16 protein-coding genes are annotated in these 17725 nt (G+C 62.2%); 8 read left to right on the forward strand and 8 right to left on the reverse strand.

The window, feature by feature from the left end; genetic code table 11:
* Positions 1-6 precede the first annotated feature (6 nt).
* The 3 genes from FD715_RS15525 to FD715_RS15535 form a co-directional block, all read right to left on the reverse strand.
* A complete protein-coding gene (locus tag FD715_RS15525; protein ID WP_147111693.1) occupies positions 7-879 on the reverse strand; it encodes a hypothetical protein in 873 nt (290 codons plus the stop codon).
* 81 nt (positions 880-960) lie between these two features.
* Complete coding sequence (gene denD, locus FD715_RS15530) at positions 961-1935, reverse strand: D-erythronate dehydrogenase (protein ID WP_147111696.1); 975 nt, start codon at positions 1933-1935, stop codon at positions 961-963.
* Positions 1932-2810, reverse strand: coding sequence for an NAD(P)-dependent oxidoreductase (locus tag FD715_RS15535; RefSeq protein WP_147111698.1), 879 nt, complete (start codon positions 2808-2810; stop codon positions 1932-1934). The genes denD and FD715_RS15535 overlap by 4 nt, the downstream gene beginning before the upstream one ends.
* A gap of 116 nt (positions 2811-2926) precedes the next feature.
* Between FD715_RS15535 and FD715_RS15540 the strand changes: the two genes are divergently transcribed.
* The 5 genes from FD715_RS15540 to FD715_RS15560 are packed head-to-tail and all read left to right on the forward strand — an operon-like array spanning position 2927 to position 8331.
* On the forward strand, positions 2927-3673 hold the full coding sequence (locus tag FD715_RS15540; RefSeq protein WP_147111701.1) for an SDR family oxidoreductase: 747 nt from the start codon (positions 2927-2929) through the stop codon (positions 3671-3673).
* Entirely contained in the window at positions 3670-5472 is a 1803-nt protein-coding gene (locus tag FD715_RS15545) for an IlvD/Edd family dehydratase (RefSeq protein ID WP_147111704.1), read from the forward strand. The genes FD715_RS15540 and FD715_RS15545 overlap by 4 nt, the downstream gene beginning before the upstream one ends.
* 10 nt (positions 5473-5482) lie before the next feature.
* Positions 5483-6325, forward strand: coding sequence for a fumarylacetoacetate hydrolase family protein (locus FD715_RS15550; protein ID WP_147111707.1), 843 nt, complete (start codon positions 5483-5485; stop codon positions 6323-6325).
* Positions 6318-7250: a 2-hydroxyacid dehydrogenase gene (locus FD715_RS15555; protein WP_147111710.1), complete on the forward strand. Its 933-nt coding sequence runs from the start codon at positions 6318-6320 to the stop codon at positions 7248-7250. Before FD715_RS15550 ends, FD715_RS15555 begins: the two co-directional genes overlap by 8 nt.
* The gene (locus FD715_RS15560; protein ID WP_147111713.1) at positions 7243-8331 is read left to right on the forward strand and encodes a mandelate racemase/muconate lactonizing enzyme family protein; all 1089 of its coding nucleotides are present in this window, start codon (positions 7243-7245) and stop codon (positions 8329-8331) included. The genes FD715_RS15555 and FD715_RS15560 overlap by 8 nt, the downstream gene beginning before the upstream one ends.
* Before the next feature lie 274 nt (positions 8332-8605).
* On the opposite strand, the gene FD715_RS15565 is transcribed toward FD715_RS15560, so the two are convergent.
* The 3 genes from FD715_RS15565 to gpmI are packed head-to-tail and all read right to left on the reverse strand — an operon-like array spanning position 8606 to position 12609.
* On the reverse strand, positions 8606-9970 hold the full coding sequence (locus FD715_RS15565) for a S41 family peptidase (protein WP_147111717.1): 1365 nt from the start codon (positions 9968-9970) through the stop codon (positions 8606-8608).
* Between the two features lie 6 nt (positions 9971-9976).
* Positions 9977-11101: a murein hydrolase activator EnvC gene (locus tag FD715_RS15570; protein WP_147111720.1), complete on the reverse strand. Its 1125-nt coding sequence runs from the start codon at positions 11099-11101 to the stop codon at positions 9977-9979.
* On the reverse strand, positions 11098-12609 hold the full coding sequence (gene gpmI / locus FD715_RS15575) for a 2,3-bisphosphoglycerate-independent phosphoglycerate mutase (RefSeq protein WP_147111724.1): 1512 nt from the start codon (positions 12607-12609) through the stop codon (positions 11098-11100). Before gpmI ends, FD715_RS15570 begins: the two co-directional genes overlap by 4 nt.
* Positions 12610-12727: 118 nt before the next feature.
* Between gpmI and FD715_RS15580 the strand changes: the two genes are divergently transcribed.
* The gene (locus tag FD715_RS15580; RefSeq protein ID WP_147111727.1) at positions 12728-13222 is read left to right on the forward strand and encodes a DUF3291 domain-containing protein; all 495 of its coding nucleotides are present in this window, start codon (positions 12728-12730) and stop codon (positions 13220-13222) included.
* 87 nt (positions 13223-13309) lie between these two features.
* Here FD715_RS15580 and FD715_RS15585 read toward each other — a convergent pair whose 3' ends face one another.
* The gene (locus FD715_RS15585) at positions 13310-13765 is read right to left on the reverse strand and encodes a hypothetical protein (protein WP_223274915.1); all 456 of its coding nucleotides are present in this window, start codon (positions 13763-13765) and stop codon (positions 13310-13312) included.
* 10 nt (positions 13766-13775) lie between these two features.
* The gene (locus tag FD715_RS15590; RefSeq protein ID WP_147111731.1) at positions 13776-16748 is read right to left on the reverse strand and encodes an error-prone DNA polymerase; all 2973 of its coding nucleotides are present in this window, start codon (positions 16746-16748) and stop codon (positions 13776-13778) included.
* Positions 16749-17011: 263 nt separating this feature from the next.
* On the opposite strand from FD715_RS15590, the gene FD715_RS15595 reads away from it, so the two are divergent.
* Complete coding sequence (locus tag FD715_RS15595; protein WP_147111734.1) at positions 17012-17479, forward strand: DUF1203 domain-containing protein; 468 nt, start codon at positions 17012-17014, stop codon at positions 17477-17479.
* A 69-nt stretch (positions 17480-17548) separates the two neighbouring features.
* Positions 17549-17722, forward strand: coding sequence for a zinc-finger domain-containing protein (locus FD715_RS15600; RefSeq protein WP_147111737.1), 174 nt, complete (start codon positions 17549-17551; stop codon positions 17720-17722).
* Positions 17723-17725 lie beyond the last annotated feature (3 nt).

A 17725-nucleotide genomic window follows, 5' to 3' on the forward strand; every position in this document is an offset into this window, starting at 1 on the left:
TCGCGCTTAATTGTCTGGTGTCGCTTGCCGGATGCGCTGCCAATCCCGAATGATCCGGATGCGACTGTCAGAAGACGCCACGTTGAAGCGAAACTGAACAGTGTCAGGTGGTGCGCCACAATGTGCGCCAGGATCAAAAGACTGCACAGAGGCTTCCAAATCAGCCTCGACCGCCGCCGCGACCAAGGGCCAATCGCGCGCATCTGGTTCTGACGCGTATGTGTCGACAAGGATCGGATAGACAGGGTGGCGAAAAATTACCCTGGGCATCGACGCGTTCATTTCTTCCAGCGTCTCCCGCTCAAATGATCGCTCCGGCGATCCTGAGAACCGCCCGCCCTTGATGAGCAATGCAGTCAAATCCCCTTGGCGCGCCCAGACCACCTGCCGACCCGTTTGCGTCGTGTCGAAGGTAGTAGGGAAAAGTGGCAAAGGCGTAGTACGATCTGCTGGTTCATCGTCAAACCAAACGGCATTGCTTGGCATAATACCGTGTCCCGAGACCTCGAGCCCTTGCGAAAAAGTGTCAGGGTCCATTGGATGGCCCAATACGTCTCGCCCAAGCGTCCCAGAATAAATAGGATGCTCTGACGAAGAACATTGGCCATAGCGCCCCGTCACCGGCTGCGCGATCACCACTCCGCAGATCCAGTAATACTCACGCTCTGCACCGCGACACTGCTGACGGTTGTCGACATACAACTGAACTGCACCCGGATCGGCGTACAGTTCACGCTTGGCGGCCTGGCTTGCCGCTTCTCCACGATCAGACCAAACGGCGGAGTATGCCAGGATGTATCCGCCTGCCACCACCACATAGAGCAGCAAGGCGGCCAAGACAGCCAACACACCAAACGCCGCAGATTTGACAGCCTTCATCGGCGCGCGCCCTTCCGAAACACGCTGCAAGTATCCGAGACCAATGTGTTCAAAGCATGGCCTGTAAATCGACGCCGAAGCCTACCGGCCCTGCAACTCCTCCTCGACATAAACGTCGATGATCTCGCGAAAGCTCTCCTCCGCTTCGAAGCCCAACGCCAATGCCCGCTCCGACGCAAAGTTCCGCGGCCAGCCCGACACGATCTTGGCCACCGCCTCGTCTCGCTGCGGCTTGATCAGAGCAACCACGTTGTTGCCCGCCACGTCCCGCAACGCCTCAATCTGCTCCGCCACCGTACAACTCAACCCCGGCAAGTTCAGCGCCCGTCGCCCCTCCAGCCGCTCGGTGTCCAGCGTGGCCGCATGGGCCAAAAACCCTGCAGCCGACCGGGGCGAGGCATGCCAGTGCCGCACGCTATCCTCAACCGGCAACACCGCTTCCATCCCGTTCAAAGGCTCCCGAATAATGCCGGAAAAGAACGAAGACGCCGCCAAATTCGCCTTCCCCGGCCGCACGCAGATCGTCGGCAGGCGCAGCGACATCCCGTCGATGAACCCCTTCCGCGAATAGTCCTGGATCATCAACTCGCACGCCGCCTTCTGCGCGCCATAGCTGGTCTGGGGCGAGGTCAGGAACTCATCCCCGATCTTCTCGGGATAAGGACCACCGAAGACAGCAATGGATGAGGTGAACACCACCCTTGGCACATATTCCCCACCGCTCGCCCGATGCTGCGCGCGCAAAGCCTCCAAAAACGCCCACAACGGCGTCAAATTCGTCTGCCAGCCCAGATCAAAGTTCGTCTCCGCCTCCCCCGACACAATCGAGGCAAGAAAAAAAACCACATCAAAGCGCTCCGCGGCCAGCGCCGCGCCCTCGGCCAGCACCGACAGGTCGCCCACACGCTTGTCATCGCCCGCAGCATCCGGCGCGTAGCCCAGATCATGCAGCGTCACGCGAAAATCACCAAAACCGGACAGGCCGTGCATCTCCAACCGGCGGGCCAGCTTCTGCCCCACCATGCCACCGCCGCCAAGGATCAGGATGCGTTTCATGCGCCGCCCTCCTGCCGTGCCTTCAGCTCCAGATATAGGCCGGAATGATCCCGATCGGCCCCTTCCATATGCTCAACGAAATGGGCAAAGCGATCCCGCACGTCCCTCACCATGGGCAGCGTCACACCGGCGGCCGCGGCCTCGTGCAGCACGTTGTCCAAATCCTTCAACTGGAACTTCGACAAGCCACCGGGCTCAAAATTCCCGGTCGTCATCCGCTCTCCATGCTGCTGCAAAATGGTACTGTCGGCAAAGCCACCCTTGAGTGCTGCCCGCAAAGCCGCCGGATCAGCGCCGCCCTCCTCGGCGAGCAGCATCGCCTCGGCCACAGCACCAATCGTCACCGCCACAATCGCCTGATTGCACAGCTTGGACAGCTGCCCCGACCCGGTCGGCCCCACATGCACAGGCCGCCCCATCACCTCCAGCACCGGACGCGCCCGATCAAAATCCGAAGCATCCCCTCCCGCCATGATTGCAAGCGACGCGCCTTCGGCCCCCTTGGTGCCACCCGACACCGGCGCATCTAGAAACCCAACGCCCAAACTCTCAAGCGCAGCGCGCGCCTCCCGCGCCTCGCCGGGCTTGGTCGAGGACATGTCAATCCACAACGCCCCCTTGGACAACGCCCGCGACACCTCACTAATCACCGCCAACACCGTCGGCCCATCACTCATCATCGTGATGATCACATCGGCCCCGGTTACCGCCGCCGACGTGCTGGCCGCAACGGCAGCGCCTTCATCGGCCAACGGCTCCGCCTTCGCAACAGTCCGGTTCCACACCGTCACCGGCACACCCGCACGGGCAAGATTCCGCGCCATGGGAAAGCCCATCAACCCCGTGCCCAACAGGGCCACATTCTCGAACGCCATCGACACTCCTCCGAAATTGCCGTGACGTCTGGTCAACACCCGCGGCTTGTCCTACGCTAACAGCAAAACGCAGACCCGCCGTCTGCGCAACACCTGATCCGATACGGGGGGAGTACATGGGCCGTCTTGACGGAAAGCGCGCGCTTGTGACGGCTGCAGGCCAGGGCATCGGCCGCGCCAGCGCACTTGCTATGGCAGAGGAAGGGGCAAAGGTCTTTGCCACTGACGTGAACGCCGACGCCCTCGGCACGCTTGAGCACGCAAATATCGAAACCTTCCCGCTCGACGCACGCGATCCAGACAGCATCGCCGAGGGTGTTTCGCGCGCGAAACCTGACATCCTGTTTAACTGCGCGGGCTTCGTGCACCACGGCACCATACTTGACAGTACGGACGATGAGTGGGACTTCGCCTTCGACCTCAACGTCCGGTCCATGTACCGCACCATCCGGGCCGCCCTGCCGGGGATGTTGGAACGCGGGGGCGGGTCGATCATTAACATGTCATCGGCCCTAGGCTCCATCATTGGCGCGCCCAACCGCTTCATCTACGGCACGACCAAGGCCGCCGTTGTCGGCCTCACCAAATCCGTCGCGGTCGACTACATCACCAAGGGCATCCGCTGTAACTGCATCTGCCCCGGCACGGTCGAAAGCCCCAGTTGGCACGACCGGGTCAAGGCCCTGGGCGAAGAGCTTGGCAGCTACGACAAGGCCATGGAACAATTCGTCGCCCGCCAACCCATGGGCCGCGTGGCCAAGGCCGAAGAAATCGCTGCGCTCGTCGTCTACCTCGCCAGCGACGAAAGCGCATTCACCACAGGACATACCCACATCATTGATGGAGGCTGGTCAGGACAATGACCAAGAAGAAAATCGGTATAGAAGACCTGCGTTCCCGCAAATGGTTCATGAACCCGGACAACCCGGAAATGACCGCGCTCTACCTCGAACGCTACCTGAACTACGGGCTCACGCGCGAGGAACTGCAATCCGGCAAGCCGATCATCGGCATCGCGCAGACGGGCAGTGATCTCTCGCCCTGCAACCGCCACCACATTGAGTTGGCGAAACGTGTCCGCGACGGCATCGTCGCCGCAGGCGGCACATGCATCGAAATCCCGGTCCATCCGATTCAAGAAACCGGCAAGCGCCCCACGGCCATGCTCGACCGCAACCTCGCCTACCTGTCACTGGTCGAAACGCTCTACGGCTACCCACTGGACGGCGTCGTATTGACCATCGGCTGTGACAAGACCACGCCGGCGCTGCTCATGGCCGCCGCCACCGTCAACATCCCCGCCGTCGCGCTGTCCGTCGGCCCCATGCTCAACGGCTGGTTCCGGGGCGAACGCACCGGCTCCGGCTCCATCGTCTGGCAAGCGCGCGAGATGATGGCGCGGGGCGAGATCGACGGCGAGGGGTTCATGGAACTCGTCGCCTCCTCCGCCCCTTCGGTCGGCTATTGCAACACCATGGGCACGGCCACCACGATGAACTCGCTGGCCGAAGCCCTCGGCATGCAACTCCCCGGCTCGGCAGCCATCCCCGCCCCCTACCGCGAACGCAGCCAGATCAGCTACGAGACCGGCAAACGCATCGTGGACATGGTGTGGGAAGACCTCCGCCCCTCCGACATCATGACGCGCGAGGCGTTCGAAAACACAATCGTCATCAACTCCGCCATCGGCGGCTCCACCAACGCGCCCATCCACCTCAATGGCATCGCAAAACATCTCGACGTACCGCTGACCAACGACGACTGGCAGCAACATGGCCACCACATTCCGCTTCTGGTGAACCTCCAACCCGCAGGCGAATACCTCGGCGAAGACTACCAGCACGCGGGCGGCGTCCCGGCGGTCATCGGCGAGCTCATCGCCGCCGACCTCCTGCCGCACCCCGATGTCATCACCGCCAACGGCAAAACAATGCGCGAAAACTGCGAGGGCGTGCGCAGCGAAAACACCGAGGTGATCAAACCCGTTTCCGCGCCCCTCAAGGCCGAAGCCGGGTTCATCAACCTCAAGGGCAACCTCTTCGACAGCGCGATCATGAAAACCTCTGTAATCTCCGAAGAATTCCGCACCCGCTACCTGTCGAACCCCAACGACCCCGAAGCCTTCGAAGGCCGCGCAGTCGTCTTCGACGGCCCCGAAGACTTCCACCACCGCATCGACGACGAAGCCGAAGGGATCGACGAAAACTGCATCCTCTTTATGCGCGGCGCAGGCCCCAAGGGCTACCCCGGCGGCGCCGAAGTCGTGAACATGCGCGCGCCCTCCTACCTGCTCAAAAAGGGCATCCAGGCGCTGCCCTGCGTCGGCGACGGTCGCCAATCCGGAACCTCCGGCAGCCCCTCAATCCTCAATGCCTCGCCCGAGGCGGCAGATGGCGGCGGCCTTGCGCTGCTCGAAAACGGCGACCGGGTCCGCATCGACCTGAAAAAATGCACCGCCGACATGCTGGTGGACGATGCCACCCTCCAAGCCCGCGCCGAAGCCATCATGGCCGCAGGCGGCTACAAAGTCCCCGAAAGCCAAAGCCCATGGCAGGAGATTTTCCGCGACTATGTCGGCCGCTTTGACGAGGGCATGACCCTACGCGGCGCCACCAAATACCAAGACATCTCGCGCCGCCACATGCCGCGCGACAACCACTAAGAGGCCAGACATGAAACTCGTAAGATACGGTGACGCAGGTCACGAAAAACCCGGCCTCATGGACGGCGACACGCTCCGCGACCTCAGTGGCCACATCGACGACATCCATGGCGCCACCCTCGACGACGCCACGCTCGACAAGCTGCGCGCCATCGACCCCGCCACCCTACCCGCCGTCGATGGCTCCCCCCGCATCGGCCCCTGCGTCGGCAACATCGGCAAATTCCTCTGCATCGGCCTCAACTACTCCGACCACGCCGCCGAACAGGGCCTGCCGATCCCCGAACACCCCATCCTGTTCTTCAAGGCAAACTCCGCCATCGTCGGCCCCAATGACGACGTGGTCATGCCACGCGGCTCACAACGCACCGACTGGGAAGTCGAACTGGGCGCGGTCATCGGCAAGACCTGCAAATACGTCTCCAAAGCCGACGCGCTCGACTATGTCGCGGGTTACTGCATCGTGAACGACGTCTCCGAACGCGAATTCCAGCAGAACCTCACCGGCCAATGGACCAAGGGCAAATCCTGCGACACCTACGGACCTACGGGACCGTATCTCGTCACCCGTGACGAAATCGAAGATCCCCAAACACTCGACATGTCGCTCTCGGTCAACGGTCAGCGGATGCAGACCGGCAACACGTCCACCATGATTTTCTCGGTGGCCGAGATCATCGAACATCTATCGCACCTCTTCACCCTGCACCCCGGCGACGTGATCAGCACCGGCACACCCCCCGGCGTGGGCGACGGGATGAACCCCAAGACCTACCTCAAGGTGGGCGACGTCATGGAGCTCGAAATCGCCGGCCTCGGCACCCAAAGACAAGAGGTGAAGCAAGATGCCTGACCTTCTCCAAATCGGCGGCATCACCGATGCCATGCGCATCCGTCTGGAGCAACGCTTCACCATCCATCAGGCCACCGATGACTACCCGGGCGATGCGATCACCCATATCGTGACGAACGGCCATGACGGCGTGCCTGCCGACATCCTGGCCAACTGCCCCAACGCACAAATGGCGGCGAGCTACGGGGTCGGCTACGACGCCATTGACACCGACGCCTGCGTCGCACGCGGCATCGTCGTCACCCACACGCCCGACGTCCTGAACGCCGAAGTGGCGAGCACCGCGATCATGCTCATGCTCACCAGCTTCCGCAATTTCCTGTCGGACGAGGCGCACGCCCGCTCCGGCAACTGGGAAACACAGGGCAACGCGCCCCTCTCGCGCAGCGCCGACAACCGGCGCGTCGGCATCCTCGGCCTCGGGCGCATCGGCCAGGCCATCGCAGACAAGCTCAAGGCCTTCGACGCCGACGTCCACTACCACACCCGCAGCGAAAAGGACGTGCCCTACACCTATCACGCCAACCTCGTGGACATGGCAAAGGCGGTCGAAGTAGTCATCTGCATCACCCCCGGCGGCCCCTCGACCCACCACATCGTCAACGCCGACGTGATCGAGGCACTTGGGCCCGAAGGCACCCTGATCAACGTCTCGCGCGGCTCCGTGATTGACGAGGCGGCCATGGTCGCCGCCCTCCAATCCGGCAAACTCGGCTACGCAGCACTTGATGTGTTCGAGGAAGAACCCAAAATCCCCGACGCGCTCAAATCCATGTCCAACGTCATCCTCCTGCCCCACGTGGGCAGCGCCACACACGAAACCCGCGCGGCCATGGGCACGCTCGTGGTGGACAACCTGATCAGCCATCTCGACAACGGCCTCGTGATCACGCCGGTGCCGGAAACCAAGCACCTCAATGGCTAGGATCACCGACGTCCAGGCCCGCCTCTTCGCCGTGCCGCTCGACGAAATCCTCGTCGATGCCAAGCACGGCGATCACAGCCATTTCCACCTGATCACGGCGACGGTTACGCTGGACGACGGGCGCACAGGCACCGGCTACACCTACAATGGCGGGCGCGGCGGGCATGCCACGGCAGCGATGATCACCCACGACCTCGCGCCGTTCCTGATCGGACAGGACGCGGGCAACGTCGAACAGCTCACCCACGCCATGGACGAACACCTGCATTATGTCGGGCGCGGCGGCATCCTGTCCTTCGCCATCTCCGCCGTCGATATCGCCCTGTGGGACGCGCGGCTCAAAGGCACCGGCCAATCGCTGGTCGAGGCCGCAGGCGGCGCATCAGACCGGTGCAAAGCCTACGCCGGCGGCATCGACCTCGGCTTCGATCTGCCGAAACTGCTCGACAGCATCCGCACCTACCTCGCCCGCAGCCACAACGCCGTCAAAATCAAGATCGGCCAACCGACAGAAGCGGAAGACGTGGACCGGATCAAGGCCGTCCGCGACCTCATAGGCCCCGACATCACCTTCATGGTCGACGCCAACTATTCCATGACCACCGATCAAGCGATCAGCATGGCCAAAGCGATGAGACCATTCGACATCGAATGGTTCGAAGAGCCTATCGAGCCGGACCACTTCGAAGACTTCGCAACCATCCGCGAAGCCAGCGGTATCAAGACCGCCCAGGGCGAAAACCTGCACACACTGCACGAGTTCCGCCGCGCCCTGCCCCATGTCGATTTCATCCAGCCCGACGCCTCGAACTGCCTCGGCATCACCGGCTGGCTCGAAGTCGCAAAAATGGCGCAAGAGGCGAATGTCCCGGTTTGCAGCCACGGCATGCAGGAACTGCACGTCTCGCTCGTCTCAAGCCAACGCCACGGCGGCTGGCTCGAAGTCCACAGCTTCCCCATCGACCGCTACACGAAACGCCCTTTGGTGATCGAGGATCACCTCGCCGTCGCCCCCAACACCCCCGGCATCGGCGTAGAATTCGACTGGCCCAAACTCACCCCGTTCGAAGTCGCACCGTAGGGCGGGGTTCCACCCCGCCATCCCCCGGATTTAATCGAAAAGAAACCTTCGTTAACGGCCCCCGGTCTCTTAACAGTTCGTTACCGGACAACGGCCCTCTGGCCGTTTTCAAAACACGCAGTTTGATCCCAAAAATGTGCAGTTCCGCCAAAACCCGGCAAAAACAGCCCATTTCCTCTAGCTCAAAACACGCAGTTTCAGACGCAAAATGTGCACTTTGCCCCCAACCACAAAAGCGCACGGTGCGTTAACCCCACCGTGCGCTCTGTTCGTTCTACCGTAACTTCGCCGTGTTACGTGCTTGGGGGCCCAGCGCATTCAACCCTTTCAGGATGTCGATGGCATAGGCCAACTGATAATCCTCTTCCCGCAGATCCGCCGCCGCCTGCGCCTTGGCGCGGTCCGCTTCGATCTGCTTGATCTGATCCTCGCTCAGCGAATCGTTGTTCAGGCTGCCGCGCAATTCCCCTTCGGTCCGGGGCCCAACTGCGCTTGCGGGTGCATCGTCTTCCTCGTCCTCAACGGGCCGACGACGGGGCTGTTCAACCACGATGTCCGGGCTCACACCCAACGCCTGAATCGACCGGCCCGAAGGCGTGTAATACCGCGCCGTGGTCAGGCGCATCGCCCCATCCCCGCGCAGCGGCATGACCGTCTGAACCGATCCCTTACCAAAGCTCTTGGTGCCCACAACGATCGCGCGACGGTGGTCTTGCAGCGCGCCTGCCACGATCTCAGAAGCCGAGGCAGAGCCACCATTGATCAGCACGACAATCGGTTTGCCCTGTGCCAGATCGCCGGGCGTCGCGTTGAACCGGTCGCCATCGGCGGGGTCACGACCACGGGTCGAAACGATCTCGCCTTCTTCCAGAAACGCATCCGACACGCGGATGGCCTGGGTCAGCAAACCCCCGGGATTGTTACGTAAATCCAGAACAAAGCCGTTCACGGAATTCATACCGCCCAGCGCCTCGACCTCTTCTTCCAGCTTGGAAATCAGGTTCGGCGTGGTCTTGTCGTTGAAGGTCGTCACGCGCAGCACAACCGTCTCGCCCTGCGTCCGGCTGCGCACAGCCTGCAGTTCAATCGTGTCGCGGATGATGGAGACGTCAAAGGGCTCGGTCTCGCCCTCACGCACCACGGTGATTATGATCTCGGATCCCACCGGGCCGCGCATCTTGTCGACCGCTTCGTCCAGCGTCAGGCCCAGCATTGACTCGCCATCGACATGGGTGATGAAGTCACCCGCTTCGATCCCGGCCTCGGCGGCGGGGGTCGAGTCGATAGGCGACACAACCTTGATAAAACCTTCTTCCTGCGTGACTTCGATGCCCAGCCCGCCAAACTCGCCACGTGTCTGCACCTGCATCTGCGCGGCATCATCGGGCGACAGGTAGCTCGAATGCGGGTCGAGCGAGGTCAGCATTCCATCAATCGCCGCCTCGATCAGCTCACTGGGTTCGACCTGTTCCACATATTGACCGCGAATGCGTTCAAAGATGTCACCAAACAGATCCAACTGCTCGTACACATTTGAATTTGCGGCCTTTTCCTGCGCCAGCAGCGGTCCTGCAATCTGCGTCGTTGCAATGACACCTGCCACCGTACCGCCCAATGCGGCCATCACGAATTTCTTCATTACAGCTTATCCATCCTGTTCGGTGCTGAACCATTCAAGCGGGTCCATTGGCACATTATTCTCTCTTACCTCTATATAGAGCGTTTCCGAACGCTCGGCGCTACCCCCTTCACCACCTGTTGATGCGGCGTTTGGGGCAGGCAGACCGCCCATCAGGCCCAAAGGCGTGCTCGCGGCGATGATCTGACCGGTCTTGCCGTAGCTCACGGCCATCCCCGCCAGAATGATCAGCGTGCCCGGGCGCGGCTCCAATATGGTCACTGCGCCAAAGTCCAGAAGCGGCCCGACATAGCGTAGGGTAGCCGCCGTCGGCGAGCTGACCAGGGTGCTCGGACGGGTCGCGAGCAGGACACCCGGACGGGCAATCCCAGCGGCATCAGATTCGCCCGCCCGGCGCAAGATCACACCCCGCGCAGGCATCGGAAATTCGCCGATCAGGTCATCAATCTCCGGCGGCGTCCAGCCGACATCGCCTTCGGCAATGCTGGCAAGCCCGCTGGAAAACGCATCCAGCGTCTCGGCTGAGGCAATCAGGATCGCGGTGCGCACGGGGTCTTCGGTAAAGCGCTGCGGCAGGTCGGTCCGCTCCGCCATCGCCTGATTGAGAGCAGACCGCGCCGTCTGTACCTCGGTCAACCCGGTCTGTAATTGCGCTGCCGCCTGCTCTTGCAAAAGCCGCAGGCTTTCCACGTCGCTCAGATCCTGGCGCAGCTGTGCCGCACGCTGGTTCAGGGCCGGGGTCAACTCCGCGAGCAGCATCCCCGCCCGCGCCGTGCCATTCGGGCCATCCGGATGCAGAAAGGCCGTGGGCGCCTCGTCTGGCGTGAGCGTCTGCAAAACCGCGACAAGCTGGGCGATCTCGGCATCCCGGGCCTGCAACTGACGGCGCAACTGCACCTCGCGAATAGACGCCCGGCGCAGGCCCGCACGCATCGCCGACAGGCCCGCTTCATAGGCATGAACCGTGTCCGTCAGCGCCCGCACACGGTTGCGGGCCGTCTCCGCCTCCGCCAACCGGACCGAGGCCGCCTCAAGCTGTGCACCCGCCTCACGCGCCAGCGCCCCCGCGTCTTCCTGCGCGACAGCGGTCAGGGCGGATGCGCACAGCAATAAGGCGGCGAGCCATTTCATTCGATCAGACTGCGCCCCGTCATCTCAACCGGCTGCTCCAGCCCCATCAACTGCAGGATCGTCGGTGCAAGATCGGCAAGGCGTCCATCTTTGATCGCCCCCTCGGCCCCGATCAGTGCAACAGGAACCAAGTTGGTGGTATGCGCCGTGTGCGGCGCGCCGGTCTCCGGGTCGATCATCGTTTCGCAATTGCCATGATCCGCCGTCAGGATCATCGCACCCCCTGCGGCCTCAAGCACCGGCAGCACCCGACCCAGCCCCGTATCAACCGCCTCGCAAGCCGCGATGGCCGCGTCCAGATCACCCGTATGGCCGACCATATCCGGGTTCGCGTAGTTCACGACGATAAGGTCATACCCCTCTTCAATCGCAGCGATAAACTTGTCCGTCACCTCGACCGAAGACATCTCTGGCTGCAAATCATAGGTGGCAACGGCGGGCGATTTTGGCATCGCGCGGTCCTCGCCAGCCTCCGGCTGCTCCTCCCCGCCGTTCAGGAAAAAGGTGACATGCGGATACTTCTCGGTCTCCGCCAACCGGAACTGACGCAGGCCCGCCTTGGCAACCCACGCGCCCAGCGTGTTCACGATCTCCGGCTTGGGATACACCGTGCTCATATAGGCCGTGTGCTCTTCGGAATAATCCGCCATGCCCATGATGCCCGCCCAGTCCGGACGGCCCTCGGGAGCAAAGGCGTCAAAGCCCGGGTCACCCATCGCAGCCATGATTTCTCGCGCACGATCGGCGCGGAAATTCAGGCAGAACAGCCCATCGCCATCCTTGGCTCCCTTGTACCCGTCCATGACGGCGGCAGGAATGAATTCATCTGTCTTGTCATCGTCATAGGCGGACTCGATGGCCATTTGCGCCGTCTCAACAATGCGGCCATCGGCGCGCACCATGGCGGCAAAGGCACTCTCGACCCGGTCCCAGCGGTTGTCGCGGTCCATGGCATAGTAGCGCCCCGTCAGGGTCACAACACGCGCCCCGGCAGGCAGCGCATCGTTCAGCTCTTCCAGATAGGTGAGCGCCGATTTGGGGGCCACATCGCGCCCATCGGTGATGGCATGGATGACAACGGGCAGGCCCGCATCGGTGCAGGCCTTGGCTGCGGCGATCATGTGGTTGATGTGCCCGTGCACACCACCGTCGGACAGCACGCCCATCAGGTGCGCGCGCCCCTCTTTCTCCTTGATCGCGTTGATCCAGTCCATCAGGCGCGGGTTGCGAAAGAAACTGCCATCCTCGATGGCCAGATCAATCTGGCCGAGGTCCATCGCCACCACACGACCCGCACCAATATTGGTGTGACCCACCTCAGAATTGCCCATCTGCCCACGCGGCAGGCCCACATCCGGACCATGCGTGATCAGGGTGGCATGGCTGCACGTCTCCATGATCCGGTCGATGGTCGGCGTCCGGGCCAGCTTGGGCGCATTTCCCGCCTCATCCGCGCGCAGTCCCCAGCCATCCATGATGCACAGAACAACGGGTTTGGGTGGTGCCATCGTTGCGGGTCCTTTTGGTGTGGTGGTTCGCGTTTTACCGCGCGCTCCAGCCATTGGAAAGAACACTTGCCCGACGGATGCAAGACAGTAGGTTTCGTGCGGTACGAAGGGGAAGACGATGAGCAAACACATGCTGGTGCACCTGAACGTGGTGCGCCCCCTTGGTGCGTTCAGTGCCAGCCACCCAAACGCGCAATTTTTCTTTGGCGAGCTGCCCAAGGTCTTTGCGAAGGCCAAGGCCGATGACGGCTTGTTCTGGCACAACCACGGCGCCCGAATGCCGGATGGCAGTTATGGTGGCATGAACGATCTGCTGGGGCTGCAAACGGAGCGGACGGAGGACAATTTCCACATCCTCACCATGGCTGGCTGGCGGGATGCGCAGGCCGTGCACCGCTTTGCCTACCGCGATCTGTTGCACCGGGCTGGCATGAAAACCCTGCGCGACTGGGTCGACCGGTCGGAGGGTGCGACGATGGTCATGTGGTGGGCGGAGCGCGGCACACGGGTGGCAATGGAAGACGGGTGGAACAGGCTACAAAACCTTCGCAAGAACGGTGCGACGCCCGACGCATTCACGTTGCAAAACCGCTTCGCCCCACCCGGAGACTGAGGCAGTCTCCGTCTGCTTTCCGACGCGGAAAGCCGGAGTAGTGCACCGGAAAATGCGTCGTTTTCTGCGTCAGAAAACGGCCCTCGCTCAGCCGATGCGCTCCGGCAGCCCCCTGCCGTTGTTCCACCACCGATGCGGATTGTCGCGATTGGGATCATAGGCGGCACGGCTCGCCCAATCCTCGCGCAGAAAGATCACCGGCTCTTCGTAGTGATGCACCTCCAGCACCGCATCCATGACCTTCTCCAGCACGGCCACATCCCGCTCGATGGAAATCTTCAATTCGACCATGGGATAGGTCTCGGTCCCGCCCGCCTCGAACCCGTCCACATGGGTTGTGGTGGTTGACCCGGCCTCGGGCTGCGCGGTCTCCATGCCAACGGCAGAGATGCTGGCATTGCGCTGATACCGACCATATCCCAGCGGATGCACCGCCATGACCGCATCAAGGATGCGGTCTGTATCTTCGGGCAGTGTCTGTATTTCGAGCGTCCAAACCGGGATGAATGTGCCCGACCGGGCCTTGTAGGTGTCGAGTGTCATGCGCATCCTCTCAATCCGGATTGCCACGGGTGAAACTGATCTTTGACAGGTCAGGGGCCTGTTGCGTTGCTGGCAACACCTCCACCGCTGCCGCACCCGGCGTCAGGATATGGCGCAACAGGCCCACGGGATGGGCGCGCAGGGTCAGGCGGGTGGACACGTAATCTTCGACCACCTCTTCGCCCAACGTCATCTCGGGCAAGAGTGCTGCAGGCTCGTCCACCACCTCACCATCCAGATCCTTGGCAAAAAGCGGCAGTGCAGGGCCGGGCGCGATGGCCTTGGCCTGCCACAACGCATCGCGCCGGTTGATGCCCGCCCCGGCAAAGGCATCTGCCTCGGCCAGCCGTTCGATCACCGTCACGCCCACCCCGGCACGACGCCAAATGTCCTGCACCGACTGGTAGCCATTGCCACGGGCGACCGTAATCCACTCGGCATCCTCTTCGTTCAGCCCTTTGATCTGCCGGAAACCGAGACGCAGGGCGAGGCCCCCCTTCCCGTCCGGCTCCATCACGTTGTCCCAAAAACTCGCATTCACACAGATCGGGCGCACCTCGACCCCGTGCTCGCGCGCGTCCCGCACGATCTGGGCCGGGGCGTAGAACCCCATGGGCTGCGAGTTGAGGAGCGCGCAGGCGAAAATGCCGGGATGGTGGCACTTGATCCAGCTTGAGGCATAGACCAGCAGCGCAAAGCTCGCCGCGTGGCTTTCGGGGAACCCGTAGGAACCAAAGCCTTCGATCTGCGAAAAACACCGCTCGGCAAAATCATCGTCATAGCCGTTCTTGCGCATGCCGTGCAGGAACAGCGCGCGAAACTCGCTGACAGACCCGTGTTTTTTGAACGTCGCCAGCGACCGTCGCAACCGATCCGCCTGATCGGGGGTGAACCCCGCCCCCACGATGGCAATCTGCATCGCCTGTTCCTGAAAGAGCGGCACGCCCAGCGTCTTGCCCAGCACCGCGCCCAATTCGTCCGAGGGGAAGCTGACCTCCTCCTCCCCGTTGCGACGACGGATATAGGGGTGCACCATGTCGCCCTGAATGGGACCAGGACGGATGATGGCCACCTCAATCACCAGATCATAAAAGTTGCGCGGCCGCATCCGGGGCAGGAAGTTCATCTGCGCCCGGCTTTCCACCTGAAACACCCCGATGCTGTCGGCTTTGCACAGCATGTCGTATACGCGCGGATCCTCTTTGGGCAGAGTCGCAAGAGTGTAGCTTTGCTGATGATGCATTGTAAGCAGGTCAAAGGCCTTACGGATGCATGTCAGCATCCCAAGGCTCAGCACATCCACTTTCAGGATGCCAAGGCTGTCGATGTCATCCTTGTCCCAGCAGATAACGGTGCGGCCCTCCATCGTAGCGTTTTCGATGGGCACCAACTCGTCCAGCCGCCCCTCGGTGATGATGAAACCGCCCACATGCTGGCTGAGATGCCTTGGAAAGCCGTTGATCTCATAAACCAGTTCGATGGTCTGCTGCAGGCGGCGGTCGCGAAAATCGAGACCGATCTCGGCCATCCGCTCCGCCTCCAGCCCCTTGGTCGAGAAAAAGCCCCAGAGCTGAGACGACAGCGCGGAAATGGTGTCCTCTGTCAGGCCCATGGCGCGGCCCACCTCGCGAATGGCACGCTTGCCCCGGTAATGAACCACCGTGGCGCACAGGCCCGCGCGTTCCCGGCCATAGGTCTTGTAGATGTGCTGGATCACTTCTTCGCGTCGCTCGTGTTCGAAGTCGACGTCGATGTCCGGCGGCTCATCGCGTGCCTCGGACACAAAACGCTCGAACACCATGGTCCCCATCTCGGGGCTGACGCTGGTGATGCCCATGCAATAGCACACCACTGAGTTCGCCGCTGAGCCCCGCCCTTGGCACAGAATGCCGCGGGACCGGGCGAAGTGGACGATGTCACGGACGGTCAGGAAATAGGGTTCGTATTTCAGCTTGGCGATCAGGGCGAGTTCGTGACGCAGCAGGGTCTTTGCCTTTTCCGGTGCGCCCGAGGGGTAGCGCCATTCCAATCCCTCATAAGCAAGGCGTTCGAGGCGCTGGCTGGGGGTTTCGTTCTCGGTGATCTCGGATGGGTATTCGTATCGCAGCTGATCAAGCGAGAAATCGAGGCGAGCGGCCAATTCACCGGACCTGTGCACGGCGTCTTGATGCCCTGCGAACAGGCGCAGCATCTCCGCCTCACTGCGCAGCCGCCCCTCCCCGTTGCTGAGCGCGGCTCGGCCCAGCGCATCGACGCGGCATTTGAGGCGAATGGCGCTGACCACATCCGCGAGCTTGCGCCGCGCGCCGTGATGCATCCGCGGCGCGGCAGAGGCGATGGTGGGCAAGCCAAGTGCGCGCGCCTGGTCCGCGATCAAGTCAAAGCGCGGCGTGTCGCGACCGTCATAGCGAGGGTGCATGAGCACGTGAATCTTCCCGGCAAAGCGGCGCGTCAGCCGTCGCGCGGTTTGCATCCAATCGCACGCGCCGCCCTGCACCGTCTGCGCCTGTGGCCAAAGGAGCAGATGCAAACCATCGGCAAAATCTTCAAGATCGCTGAGGTGCAGATTGCACTCGCCCTTTTCGGCATCCAGGCGACCCTTGGAAATAATCCTGCAGAGCGACCGCCACCCTTGCCGGTTGATGGGTAAGACGGTGATGGGCGGGGCATCGGAAAACATCAGCCGTGCGGCAGGGATCAGGCGGGGGACTACGGTGATGGGCGCACTTGGCGGGGCGGGGATATGCGCGGGCCTTGGCGGGCCGATCAGGCCGTGCACAGTATCGAAATCGCGCCGCTCCTTAACGCTGCGGGCAATCACCTTGGCCTGGGTATGCGCCCGCACGATCCCTGCCACCGAATTGTCGTCGGCAATCGCAATCGCCTCCATGCCGATCAGGGCGGCACGGTTCACATACTCCTCGGGGTGCGAGGCCCCGGTGAGGAAGGTGAAATTCGACGTGATCGACAGTTCGGCGAACATGGAAACAGCAGATTCGGTGGCAGCAGGGTGTCAGTATATTCACTTTTTGTTCTCATTTGAACGGTCGAATTTCTGGGGCTCTGCCCCGTCCTTCGGACCCCCCGGGATTTTTTGAAACAGGGAATTCGGACCGGTCCGCACAGCGGCAAACACGCCGGGGGAGTGTTTGAGGTCCGAATGGGCGGAGTCAGAGAACGGTTGCGCATCATTCGGGTCGCGTCCGGTCAGGCAAGAATGGAAACATCGTGGAAAGGAGACACACCATGCCCACATTTTCTGCACTGCCTACCGATGTCGTTGAGGCCTACCGCGCTGGTGCCCCCGACGCTTTCGGCAACCCGCCCGAGCGCCACATCTCGAACGGATCCGGCAACCCGTGCCGACACTGCCTGCGCAATGTGCCAAAAGGTGCCGAGATGCTGGTGTTGGCCCACAAGCCGTTTGAGGGCACGCACCCATACGCCGAGGTCGGACCGATCTTTCTTTGTGCCGATCCTTGCCCGCGCGGGGGCGGCGATGACCTGCCGCCGATTCTGACCACTTCGCCGGACTATCTGCTCAAGGGATACGGGGCGAACGATAGGATCATCTATGGCACCGGCGCGGTGACACCAATGCCAGAAATGGGCGATCGGATTGCCGCCATTTTTGCCAATCCGGACGTCGCTTACATCCATGTGCGCTCTGCCCGCAACAACTGCTATCAGGCGCGCATTGACCGCGCACCATAACCCCTTGTCTGTGTTATCCCGTTGGCCCATAAACGCGTCCGCACGCGCACCAAGCCAAGGATAGCCAACATGCCCATCGACGCGCCGGAAACCAAGACTGTCCACACGCGTCGGATCGCATGTGATGGCGGCGAGGGGCCGTTGGGCCACCCACGGGTTTGGTTGCAGATCCCAGAGGATACAGGCTGGGTCGAGTGCCCCTATTGCGATTGCAAATACATTTATGCTGACAGGAACACCTGACCG

Source organism: Tateyamaria sp. syn59 (genome assembly GCF_007995245.1).
Taxonomy (GTDB): domain Bacteria; phylum Pseudomonadota; class Alphaproteobacteria; order Rhodobacterales; family Rhodobacteraceae; genus Tateyamaria.